This window comes from Tepidimonas sp., from assembly GCF_036824975.1.
Classification (GTDB): domain Bacteria; phylum Pseudomonadota; class Gammaproteobacteria; order Burkholderiales; family Burkholderiaceae_C; genus Tepidimonas.
Window position 1 is genome coordinate 1 of sequence record NZ_DAISZC010000066.1, and the last position, 10536, is coordinate 10536.

The window sequence follows — 10536 nt, forward strand, 5'->3', positions numbered from 1 at the left end:
TTTGATGTGGCGCGGCTGGCGGGGATCGAACCCACGACCTTCGGCTTCGGAGGCCGACACTCTATCCACTGAGCTACAGCCGCATAAGCTTGGTATTCTACCAGCCCACCGCGCGGCGGGGCACCACGGCGGGCCGCCGGGGGCGGTCGATATAATGGGGTGTTTATCGCGGTCCAGACGCTTCCCGAGGGATACCATGAGCGAGCACGCGCACGACAGCCACACCGGCCCCATCCAGACCCCGAAACAACTGTGGTGGACGGCGGTTTTTGCGTTCGTCGTCCCGGTCTTTCTGATCATCGGGCTGGTCTACTACGTCACGCGTGACGCCAAGCCGCAGGCCGGCGTGGATAACCCGGAGCTGGCCACTGCGCAGCGCATCCAAAAGGTTGGGCGCGTCGAACTGCGCGACGCCAACCGGCCGCTGGCCGCCGGGGCCGACGTGTACAAAGCGCAGTGCGCCGCCTGCCACGAGGCGGGGCTGGTCGGCGCGCCCAAATTGGGCGACAAGGCAGCGTGGGCGCCGCGCATCGCGCAGGGCCTGGACACGCTGGTCAACTCGGCGCTGAAGGGCAAGGGCGCCATGGGGGCGCAGGGCGGCGGGGCGTTCCGCGATGTGGAGATTGCGCGCGCCGTGGTGTTCATGGCCAACCAGGGGGGCGCTGCCTTTGCCGAGCCCCAAGCCTCCGAGGGCGAAAAGAAGGATTGACCTCATCGCTCGCCCGTGCACCAGCGCTGCGCTGCGACCACAGGCGAGCGCGATCCCGATATCCTCTTCGACCGACTCACCCCCAGCGCACAGCTTGGCCATGCACGCCGTTTTGGTCCTCAACGGCCCCAACCTGAATCTGTTGGGCACGCGTGAGCCCAGCGTGTACGGCGCGATGACACTGGCCGACGTCGAGGCTCGTTGCCGGGATTACGGCCGTCAACGGGGGTTGGATGTCACGTGCGCCCAGAGCAATCACGAAGGCGCGCTGATCGACCTCATTCACGAATGGGGCGTGCGGTTTCGGGCGGGACAGGCGCTGGGCATCGTGTTCAACCCCGGGGCCTACACGCACACGTCGATCGCGCTGCACGACGCCATCAAAGGCGTCGAACCGCTGCCGGTGATCGAGGTGCATATCTCGAACGTGCATGCCCGCGAGGCGTTTCGCCACCAGTCGTGGATTGCCCCGGTGGCGGCAGGCAGCATCATCGGCTTGGGTGTGGACGGTTACCTGCTGGCGTTGGACGCGCTGGCCCGACGCGCCGCCGGGCTCAAGACGTAACCAAACCGCTCTGGCAACTCCGCGGCCAGGCAGGGCGTCGGCGTCCAGCGCCCGGCGTCAATGGCGTCGGCTGCCTGATGCATGTCCTGGCTATGCACCACCCCCAGCCCCAAGTCGGTCTCCAGATACAGGCGCCCTTGCTCGTCGATCCACGATCCACACGGCCGCGCGGCCACGCCGGTGTGGCTGAGCACCCGGCCATCGGGCTGCAAACGCCACACCCACGGCGTGCACGCCAGTTCCACGTAGACACGCTGCGGGCCATTCTGAAAATACCACTGCCCCTGCTCGTCAGCCGCGTAGTTGCGGCCTATGAAGGCGATGAGCTTGTCGTGACGCAGCTCCGCGCCGCGGCTGCGCACCGAGGCCCCGGGACCGGCAAACGGACCGGCAGCCTGCGTCGCCTCGTCCCGCATCCACCAGCGCCCCCGATCGTCCAGGCCGAGCCACCCATAGCAGTGCGGCACGTTGGGCCACTTGGCCATAGCCGCTTTGACAATCTCATCCATGACGCCGATTGTGGCGTCAAACGCCGCCCCCGGCACGGGCCAGCCACCCCAGCACGTGGTGGGGTAGCGCCTGCAAATCGCCGCGCCAATCGCGGTGCGTGCGCACGTGGGCAAAACCGACATGGCCTCCACGCAGCGGCTGCCACAGGCGCACCCAATCACCGGCCACGCGCGCCGGCAAGCTGTGCGCCGGCACAAAGGGGTCGTTGCGCGCGTTGAGCACCAGCGTGGGCAGCCGGATCGCGCCCAGCCCCGGCAGGCTGGAGGAACGCCGCCAGTAGTCGTCCACGCCGGCAAAGCCGTGCAGCGGCGCCGTAAAGGCGTCGTCAAAGGCCCGCAGGGTGCGGGCGCGCAGGGCCCGCTGGATGTCGAACAGCCCGGGGTACTGTTGCGCCTTCTGACGCGCCTTCGCGCGCATGGTGCGCAAGAACATGCGCGCATACAACACCCGGTTGAGTCCGCGGTCAATGGCCGCCCCCGCCGCGGCCAGATCGAGCGGCGCCGAAATGGCGGCGGCGGCCCGCAGTGTCTGGCCCGCGCTGTGGCCCGCCTCCTGCAGCCAACGCAACAGCGCATTGCCGCCCAGCGACACACCCACCGCCAGCATCGGGCCGGGCCACTCGTCGCGCAGGCGCCGCAACATCGCCCCGATCTCGACGTGGTCGCCACTGTGATAGACCCGTGGAGCGCGGTTAGGCTCGCCCGAGCAGCCCCGAAAATGCGGCACCGCCACCGCCCAGCCCAGAGCGGCGGCAGACGCCGCCAGCGCCCGTGCGTAGTGGCTGCGCGACGATCCCTCCAGCCCGTGAAACAGCACCACCAGGGTGTGCGCCGCCGGGGGGCGCATCCAGTCCACGTCGATGAAATCTGCGTCGCTGGTGGTCCAACGCTGACGCTGCCAGTCCCAGGGCATGCACCCCGTGTCGCCCCACAGCGCGGCGCCGATCGTCTGCAGATGCCCCTCGCGCTGCCAGCGAGGCGGCAATGGCCACGCGCCCGGGCTGGGCAATCCGTCGCTGCTCACAGGGCCGTCAAAAGACGACACCGCCTCGCAGGCGGTGTCAGCAACAGGGGGCTCGTGCGTCACGGACAACCGGCGCTCACGCCGCCCCCCAAGATTCGCACCGGCGCGCCGCAGGCGGCCGCCGCGGCGTGCAGGGCCATGGCGCTCAACGCCTTTGGCGGTAGCGGCGCAGCGCGGCAATCTGGGCCGCCATGATGGCCAATTCCGACTGTGCCCTTGCCAGATCGACGTCGCTCTTGGCGTTCTTGAGCGCTTCCTCGGCCGCCTTGCGCGCCTCGTTGGCCTTGGCCTCGTCCAGATCCTTGCCGCGGATGGCGGTGTCGGACAGCACGGTCACCACCTTGGGCTGCACCTCCAGGATACCGCCGGCAACGAACACGAACTCCTCGTCCCCGTCCGCCTTGTGGATGCGCACCGCGCCGGGCTTGATGCGGGTGATCAGCGGCACGTGGCCCGGCAAAATGCCCAGCTCACCGGCTTCACCCGGCAGCGCCACGAAGGTGGCCGGCCCGCTGAAGATGGATTCCTCGGCGCTGACCACTTCGACCTGTATCGTGTTCATCTCGACTCCTGTTGCCTTGATGCGGCCATCCCATCATCGGCCGGCCGCAGGGAGCGCTGGCGCCGTTCAACCGGCCAGCTTCTTCGCCTTCTCGAAGGCGTCGTCGATGGTGCCCACCATGTAGAACGCCTGCTCGGGCAGGTGATCGCACTCGCCGTTGACGATCATCTTGAAGCCGCGGATGGTCTCCTTCAACGGTACGTACTTGCCGGGCTGGCCGGTGAACACCTCCGCCACATGGAACGGCTGCGACAGGAAGCGCTGGATCTTGCGCGCGCGCGCCACGATCAGCTTGTCCTCCGGCGAGAGCTCGTCCATGCCCAGGATGGCGATGATGTCGCGCAGCTCCTTGTAGCGCTGCAGCACGGCCTGCACCGAACGCGTGGTGGTGTAGTGCTCTTCGCCCACCACGTTCGGGTCCACCTGCCGGCTGGTGGAGTCCAGCGGGTCCACGGCCGGGTAGATACCCAGCGCCGCGATGTCACGCGACAGCACCACGGTCGCGTCCAGGTGCGCGAAGGTGGTGGCCGGCGACGGGTCGGTCAGGTCGTCCGCGGGCACGTACACAGCCTGGATGGAAGTGATCGAACCCACTTTGGTGGAGGTGATGCGCTCTTGCAGCTTGCCCATTTCCTCGGCCAGCGTGGGCTGGTAGCCCACAGCGGAGGGCATGCGGCCCAGCAGCGCCGACACCTCGGTACCGGCCAGTGTGTAGCGGTAGATGTTGTCCACGAAGAACAACACGTCGCGCCCTTCGTCACGGAAGCTTTCGGCGATCGTCAGCCCGGTCAGCGCCACGCGCAGGCGGTTGCCCGGCGGCTCGTTCATCTGGCCGTAGACCATCGCCACTTTGGACTGGCTCAGGTCTTCGCTGACCACCACCTTCGCCTCCATCATCTCGTGGTAGAAGTCGTTACCCTCACGGGTACGCTCGCCCACGCCCGCAAACACCGACAGGCCCGAGTGCGCCTTGGCGATGTTGTTGATGAGCTCCATCATGTTGACGGTCTTGCCCACACCGGCGCCGCCGAACAGGCCCACCTTGCCGCCTTTGGCAAACGGGCAGATCAGGTCGATCACCTTGATGCCGGTCTCCAGCAGCTCGGTCGAGGGCGACAGCTCATCGTAGGCCGGGGCTTTGCGATGGATGGAGCTGGTCAGCGACTGGTCGATCGGGCCGCGCTCGTCGATCGGGTTGCCCAGCACGTCCATGATGCGGCCCAGCGTCGCCTTGCCCACCGGTACCGTGATGGGCGCGCCGGTGTTGTACACCGTCATGCCGCGGCGCAGGCCGTCGGAGGAACCCAGCGCGATGGTGCGCACCACGCCGTCGCCCAGCTGCTGCTGCACTTCCAGCGTCAGCGGCGAGCCCTCCATCTTGAGGGCGTCATACACCTTGGGCATCTGGTCGCGCGGAAACTCCACGTCCACCACGGCGCCGATGCACTGAACGATCTTGCCTTGAACTTGAGCCATGATTGAAACCTTGATCGAAAAATGGGGAGGACGACAACCTGAGCGACCTCAAACGGCCGAGGCACCGGCGACGATCTCCGCCAGCTCCTTGGTGATGCTGGCCTGCCGCGTCTTGTTGTAGATGAGCTTGAGCTCGCTGATCAGGTTGCCGGCGTTGTCGGTGGCCGCCTTCATCGCCACCATGCGCGCCGACTGCTCGGAGGCCATGTTCTCGGCCACCGACTGGTAGATCTGCGCCTCCACGTAACGCACCAGCAGCTCGTCGATGACGGTGGGCGCGTCCGGCTCGTAGATGTAGTCCCAGTCGTAGCTCTGCTGGCCTTCCTCCAGCGACTGCGCCGACAGCGGCAGCAGCTGCTGCACCACCGGCTCCTGCTTCATCGTATTGATAAATTTGGTGTAGCACAGGTAGACCGCGTTGAGCTTGCCCTCAGTGTAGGCATCCAGCAGCACCTTCACCGGCCCGATCAGGCGCTCCAGGTGAGGCGTGTCGCCCAAACCGGTGACGTGCGACACCACCTTGGCCCCAATGCGGTTCATGAAGCCAAAGCCCTTGTTGCCGATGGCCACCACCTGTGCCGTGCGCCCGGCGGACTGCAGCTCACGCAGCTGGTTGGTGACTGCACGCAGCAGGTTGGTGTTGAGGCCGCCGCACAGGCCCTTGTCGGTGGTCACCACGATCATGCCGCTGACGGTGACATCCGGATGCTCGACCATGAATGGGTGCACGTACTCCGGGTTAGCGCGGCTGAGGTTGGCCGCGATTTGCCGGATCTTGTCGCTGTACGGGCGGGCCATGCGCATGCGCTCCTGCGCCTTGCGCATCTTGGAGGCGGCGACCATCTCCATGGCCTTGGTGATCTTCTTGGTGTTTTCCACCGACTTGATCTTGCCGCGTATTTCCTTGCCTGCTGCCATCGCTGCTCCTTTAGACGGTTGCGTGGGCGGTGCGCGCGCGGCGCATCACCACGTGCCGCTTTGCTTGAAGGTGCGGATGGCAGCGTCGAGCTCGGCCTCGGCGTCCTTGTCCATGGCCTTTTGCGTCTCGAGCTTGTCCAGCAGCGCCGCGTGCTTGTCCTTCAGGTAGGCATGCAGTCCGGCCTCGAACGGCAGCACCTTCTTGACATCGATGTCGTCCAGATAACCTTTGTTGGCGGCGTACAGCGACGCGGCCATCAGGCTGATGGGCAGCGGGCTGTATTGCGGCTGCTTGAGCAGTTCGGTCACGCGCGCGCCGCGGTCGAGCTGCTTGCGAGTGGCCTCGTCCAGGTCCGACGCAAACTGCGCAAACGCCGCCAGTTCGCGGTATTGCGCCAAGTCGGTACGGATACCGCCCGACAGGCTCTTGATCAGCTTGGTCTGCGCCGCCCCACCCACGCGCGACACCGAAATACCGGCGTTGATGGCAGGCCGGATGCCGGCGTTGAACAGGTTGGTCTCCAGGAAAATCTGCCCGTCGGTAATCGAGATCACGTTGGTGGGCACAAACGCCGACACGTCACCGGCTTGCGTTTCGATGATCGGCAACGCCGTCAGCGAGCCGGTCTTGCCCTTGACTGCGCCGTTGGTGAACTTCTCGACGTAGTCGGCGTTGACGCGCGCGGCGCGCTCCAGCAAACGGCTGTGCAGGTAGAAGATGTCGCCCGGGAAGGCTTCGCGCCCCGGCGGACGGCGCAGCAGCAGCGATACCTGGCGGTAGGCCACGGCCTGCTTGGACAGGTCGTCGTAGATGATGAGCGCATCTTGGCCGCGGTCACGGAAGTACTCACCCATCGTGCAGCCCGAGTACGGCGCCAGGAACTGCATCGCCGCCGACTCGGACGCCGAAGCCGCCACGACGATGGTGTAGTCCATCGCGCCGTGCTGCTCCAGGGCCCGCACCACGTTCTTGATCGACGACGCCTTCTGTCCGATGGCGACGTAGATACAGACCATGTTCTGGCCCTTTTGGTTGATGATGGTGTCGATCGCCACCGCGGTCTTGCCGGTCTGGCGGTCACCGATGATGAGCTCGCGCTGGCCACGGCCAATCGGCACCATCGAGTCGATGGCCTTGATGCCCGTCTGCACCGGCTGGTCCACGCTCTTGCGCGCGATGACGCCGGGCGCCACCTTTTCGACCACGTCGGTCAGCTTGGCGTTGATAGGGCCCTTGCCGTCGATGGGGCGGCCCAGCGCGTCGACCACGCGGCCGATCAGCTCGGGCCCCACCGGCACTTCCAGAATGCGGCCGGTGCACTTGACCGTGTCGCCTTCCGAGATGTGCTCGTACTCGCCCAGCACCACCGCGCCCACCGAGTCGCGCTCCAGGTTGAGCGCCAGGCCGTAGCTGGGCTGGCCATCCTTGCCCGCCGGGAATTCGAGCATTTCGCCCTGCATCGCGTCCGACAGGCCGTGAATGCGCACGATGCCATCGGTCACCGACACCACGGTACCCTGGTTGCGCACGTCGGCCGACGGGGCCAGCCCCTCGATGCGGGACTTGATCAGTTCGGAGATTTCTGCGGGATTGAGTTGCATGACGCTTTCCTTTGCGGAGGTTCTTGACAGGGCGTTGGGGCCAGCCTCAGGCTGTCAGCGCCACACGCATGTGTTCCAAACGGGCCTTGATGGAGGTGTCGAGCACCTCGTCGCCCACCACCACGCGCACGCCGCCAATGAGTTCGGGCTTGAGCTGCACGTTCAGACGCAGCTGGCGACAGAAGCGCTTTTCGAGGACGCCCTGCAGCTCGGCCAGCTGTGCCTCGTCCAGCACGAACGCGCTTTCGACCAGCGCATCGGCCACTCCGCGCCGGGCATTGACCAGCGCGCGAAACTGCCGCGCCATCTCGGGCAACGCCGCTACGCGGTCGTTGTCGATGACGGTACGCAGGAAGTTGCGCCCGATATCGGGCAGCGGAGTCTTGAGCACGCCGACGATGACGTCGAATACCTGCTCGGCGCGCACGTTCGGATTGGCCGCGAATGCCTGCAGGGCCGCATCGGCCGCGACAACGGCCAGTTCATCGAGCCAGCCGCAGGCCTCGGCGGCCTGTGCGCCGGCGGCCTTGAACAGCGCTTCGGCGTAGGGTCGTGCAATGGTGGCTAGTTCGGCCATGGTTCAACCTTCGGACGCGCGGTTCGGGGTTCAGAGTTCAGCCTTGAGCCGCTGCAGCAGCTCGGCATGGGCGCGGGCGTCGACCTCGCGGCGCAGAATCTGCTCGGCGCCCTTGACGGCCAGCACCGCCACCTGCTCGCGCAACGCTTCGCGCGCCTGCACCGCCTGCTGCTCGATCTCGGCCTTGGCAGCGGCGATGATCTTGGCGGCTTCTTCATTGGCGCGCGCCTTGGCCTCTTCGATCAGGGCATGGGCACGACGTTCGGCGTCGGCCAAACGGGCGGCCGCTTCGTTGCGCGACTGCACCAGCGCATCTTCGACGCGCTTGTTGGCGACGGCCAGCTCGGTCTTGGCCTTCTCGGCGGCGGCCAGACCCTCGGCAATCTTCTGCGCACGCTCATCCAGCGCCTTGGCAATCGGCGGCCACACGAACTTCATCGTGAACCACACCAGGATCGCGAAGACGATGGCCTGCGCAAAGAGGGTTGCATTGATGTTCATCGCAACGCCTTTCTGTATGGGGGCGGAGGAGTACAGCGTTGAGTGGTGCCGGGTTCGAGCGGCGTGCGCCCGGGGCTTGCACCGCCCGGGCGCACCCTTCCTCACCGCAGGACGATCAGATCGCGAACGGGTTGGCGAACGCAAACAGCAGCGCGATGGCCACGCCGATCAAGAAGGCCGCGTCGATCAGGCCGGCCAGAATGAACATCTTGGTCTGCAGGTCGTTCATCAGCTCGGGCTGACGAGCGGAGGACTCAAGGAACTTGCCACCCATCAGCGCAATCCCAATCGACGCGCCGATAGCGCCCAGACCGACGATGATGCCGCAAGCCAGAGCAACGAGACCCAGAATGTTTTCCATGATGGTTCCTTTTGAGGTTGGAGAGGAAGGTTGAGGGAAAGAGCAAACTCAGTGCGCGTCATGGGCCTGACCCAGATAGATCAGGGCCAACATCATGAAGATGAACGCTTGCAGGGTGATCACCAGGATGTGGAAGATGGCCCACACCGTACCGGTGATCAGGTGCCCGACGAAGAGCAGGGCCCCGCTGAACGACAGCGCGGCGAATCCACCGAGCAGCGCGATCAGCATGAACACCAGCTCACCCGCGAACATGTTGCCAAACAACCGCATGCCGTGGGAGACAGTCTTCGCCACGAACTCGATCATTTGCATCAGGAAGTTCACCACGCCCAGCAGCAGCGCCCACAGCGGATTGCGGCTGGTGCCAAACGGCGCCGTCACCAGCTCGTGCGCCCAGCCGCCCAGACCCTTGATCTTGATGTTGTAGTACAGGCACATCAGCAGCACCGACACCGACAGCCCCAGCGTCGTGGACAGGTCGGCGGTGGGCACCACGCGCAGATAGTCCTTGTAGCCCAGCGCCGGCCCCACCGCGTGCCAGATACCCGGCAGCAGGTCCACCGGCAGCAGGTCCATAAAGTTCATGAAGAAGATCCACACGAACACGGTCAGCGCCATCGGCGCAATCACCTTGCGGCTGGCGGCGTTGTGGATGACGCTCTTGGCCTGGGTTTCGACCAATTCGACCAGGATTTCGACCGCCGCTTGAAAGCGCCCCGGCACCCCGGCGGTGGCGCGGCGCGCCCCCAGCCACAGCAGGAATACGCCGACCAAACCGGTCAACACCGAAAACACCACCGAATCGATGTTGATGACCGAAAAGTCGACGATGAAGCCCTGCTCCTTGTTGGTCAGGTGCACCAAGTGATGGCGGATGTACTCACCCGCGGTCGGTCCTTGTCCTTCTGCAGCCATGCCTCAACTCACTTCAGCGTTTCCAGAACTTGCCGATCGGCGCTGGGCCGCCGGGCGCGCCACCCACGCCAACCAAGTCGACTTCAGCACCACCACCAGCCCAACCAGCAAGGCCGGCCAGCTCAAGTCGGGGATCCAGCGCGGCGCTGTCCACAGCAGCACCAGCGTCAGCAGCACCTTCACCCCTTCCCACCATAACCATCCCGCCAGCAACACCCGAGCCTGATCAGCGCGCACTGCGAGCAACCGCCGCGCTAGAAGGCTGGAGGTCATACCCCACGCCATCAGCGCCGTCGGCAGCAGCGCCGCCGCACCGCCGTAGGCCAGCGACACCACCCAGACCCCGCGCTGCGGCCACCACAGCGCCACCAGCGCCGCCGCCACCGCCACCGACAGCCCCCACGCCACTGCCTGCCACGCCACTACGCGCCACACCGACAGCGGCCGGTGCCGACGTCGCCACTGCGCCGCCTCTTCGGCGCTCAGGGGCTTGAAAGGCGGCTCCTCATCCCCACCTTCCTTCTCATCGCACCACCCCGACGCCGGCGCACGGCGCCCGCTGTGCGGTGAGCGGACCACGGCTTGCGGCGGATGTTGCACGACGAGACCTGACTGTGGCGCAGCGGCCGACGATGGTGGACACAGCGGATGACGCCCGCCTGACGGCTGACGCTGGACCAGCGCGGCTTTTGGCTACGCTGGCAAAGCGCCCTATTATACGGATAAACCCCTACTATCCTCACATCCACCGCCGGCCCCTGCTGGCGATGCCCCGCATGTCCCCCGAACCCGCCTCTCTCATCGAGTATCCCTG

At 66.1% G+C, this 10536-nt stretch carries 13 protein-coding genes and 1 tRNA gene; 2 read left to right on the top strand and 12 right to left on the bottom strand.

Features of this window, described 5'->3' with window-relative positions; all coding sequences use genetic code 11:
• Positions 1-7: 7 nt before the first annotated feature.
• A tRNA-Arg gene (locus V7Z54_RS08005) sits at positions 8-83 on the bottom strand.
• A gap of 113 nt (positions 84-196) precedes the next feature.
• Here V7Z54_RS08005 and V7Z54_RS08010 point away from each other — a divergent pair.
• Entirely contained in the window at positions 197-709 is a 513-nt protein-coding gene (locus V7Z54_RS08010; protein ID WP_334135693.1) for a c-type cytochrome, read from the top strand.
• Positions 710-809: 100 nt separating this feature from the next.
• On the top strand, positions 810-1274 hold the full coding sequence (aroQ, locus tag V7Z54_RS08015; protein ID WP_334135694.1) for a type II 3-dehydroquinate dehydratase: 465 nt from the start codon (positions 810-812) through the stop codon (positions 1272-1274).
• Here aroQ and V7Z54_RS08020 read toward each other — a convergent pair.
• From V7Z54_RS08020 to V7Z54_RS08070, 11 genes are all read right to left on the bottom strand, one after another.
• Positions 1220-1783, bottom strand: coding sequence for a DUF2946 family protein (locus V7Z54_RS08020; protein ID WP_334135695.1), 564 nt, complete (start codon positions 1781-1783; stop codon positions 1220-1222). The genes aroQ and V7Z54_RS08020 overlap by 55 nt on opposite strands.
• 16 nt (positions 1784-1799) lie before the next feature.
• The gene (locus tag V7Z54_RS08025) at positions 1800-2807 is read right to left on the bottom strand and encodes a YheT family hydrolase (protein WP_334135697.1); all 1008 of its coding nucleotides are present in this window, start codon (positions 2805-2807) and stop codon (positions 1800-1802) included.
• Positions 2808-2952: 145 nt separating this feature from the next.
• Complete coding sequence (locus tag V7Z54_RS08030; protein ID WP_334135699.1) at positions 2953-3369, bottom strand: F0F1 ATP synthase subunit epsilon; 417 nt, start codon at positions 3367-3369, stop codon at positions 2953-2955.
• A gap of 66 nt (positions 3370-3435) precedes the next feature.
• Positions 3436-4845, bottom strand: coding sequence for a F0F1 ATP synthase subunit beta (gene atpD, locus V7Z54_RS08035; protein ID WP_334135701.1), 1410 nt, complete (start codon positions 4843-4845; stop codon positions 3436-3438).
• Between the two features lie 48 nt (positions 4846-4893).
• Positions 4894-5763: a F0F1 ATP synthase subunit gamma gene (gene atpG / locus V7Z54_RS08040; protein ID WP_334135703.1), complete on the bottom strand. Its 870-nt coding sequence runs from the start codon at positions 5761-5763 to the stop codon at positions 4894-4896.
• Positions 5764-5808: 45 nt separating this feature from the next.
• Positions 5809-7365 (bottom strand): F0F1 ATP synthase subunit alpha, encoded by a 1557-nt coding sequence (gene atpA, locus V7Z54_RS08045; protein WP_334135704.1) that lies wholly within the window; start codon positions 7363-7365, stop codon positions 5809-5811.
• A 46-nt stretch (positions 7366-7411) separates the two neighbouring features.
• Positions 7412-7942: a F0F1 ATP synthase subunit delta gene (locus V7Z54_RS08050; RefSeq protein ID WP_334135705.1), complete on the bottom strand. Its 531-nt coding sequence runs from the start codon at positions 7940-7942 to the stop codon at positions 7412-7414.
• Positions 7943-7972: 30 nt separating this feature from the next.
• Complete coding sequence (locus V7Z54_RS08055; RefSeq protein WP_334135706.1) at positions 7973-8443, bottom strand: F0F1 ATP synthase subunit B; 471 nt, start codon at positions 8441-8443, stop codon at positions 7973-7975.
• A 115-nt stretch (positions 8444-8558) separates the two neighbouring features.
• The gene (gene atpE, locus V7Z54_RS08060) at positions 8559-8804 is read right to left on the bottom strand and encodes a F0F1 ATP synthase subunit C (protein ID WP_043702567.1); all 246 of its coding nucleotides are present in this window, start codon (positions 8802-8804) and stop codon (positions 8559-8561) included.
• Between the two features lie 48 nt (positions 8805-8852).
• Positions 8853-9722, bottom strand: coding sequence for a F0F1 ATP synthase subunit A (atpB, locus tag V7Z54_RS08065; RefSeq protein ID WP_334135709.1), 870 nt, complete (start codon positions 9720-9722; stop codon positions 8853-8855).
• A 3-nt stretch (positions 9723-9725) separates the two neighbouring features.
• Positions 9726-10301 carry an ATP synthase subunit I gene (locus tag V7Z54_RS08070; protein WP_334135710.1) on the bottom strand — a complete coding sequence of 192 codons (576 nt, stop codon included), beginning with the start codon at positions 10299-10301 and terminating at the stop codon, positions 9726-9728.
• Positions 10302-10536: the final 235 nt, after the last annotated feature.

Bases quoted from the DNA above. Each gene is read 5' to 3' on its own strand.
- atpE (WP_043702567.1), bottom strand. From the start codon at position 8,804: ATGGAAAACATTCTGGGTCTCGTTGCTCTGGCTTGCGGCATCATCGTC.
- atpA (WP_334135704.1), bottom strand. From the start codon at position 7,365: ATGCAACTCAATCCCGCAGAAATCTCCGAACTGATCAAGTCCCGCATC.
- aroQ (WP_334135694.1), top strand. From the start codon at position 810: ATGCACGCCGTTTTGGTCCTCAACGGCCCCAACCTGAATCTGTTGGGC.
- atpG (WP_334135703.1), bottom strand. From the start codon at position 5,763: ATGGCAGCAGGCAAGGAAATACGCGGCAAGATCAAGTCGGTGGAAAAC.
- V7Z54_RS08055 (WP_334135706.1), bottom strand. From the start codon at position 8,443: ATGAACATCAATGCAACCCTCTTTGCGCAGGCCATCGTCTTCGCGATC.
- V7Z54_RS08050 (WP_334135705.1), bottom strand. From the start codon at position 7,942: ATGGCCGAACTAGCCACCATTGCACGACCCTACGCCGAAGCGCTGTTC.
- V7Z54_RS08020 (WP_334135695.1), bottom strand. From the start codon at position 1,783: ATGGATGAGATTGTCAAAGCGGCTATGGCCAAGTGGCCCAACGTGCCG.
- V7Z54_RS08010 (WP_334135693.1), top strand. From the start codon at position 197: ATGAGCGAGCACGCGCACGACAGCCACACCGGCCCCATCCAGACCCCG.
- atpB (WP_334135709.1), bottom strand. From the start codon at position 9,722: ATGGCTGCAGAAGGACAAGGACCGACCGCGGGTGAGTACATCCGCCAT.
- V7Z54_RS08030 (WP_334135699.1), bottom strand. From the start codon at position 3,369: ATGAACACGATACAGGTCGAAGTGGTCAGCGCCGAGGAATCCATCTTC.
- atpD (WP_334135701.1), bottom strand. From the start codon at position 4,845: ATGGCTCAAGTTCAAGGCAAGATCGTTCAGTGCATCGGCGCCGTGGTG.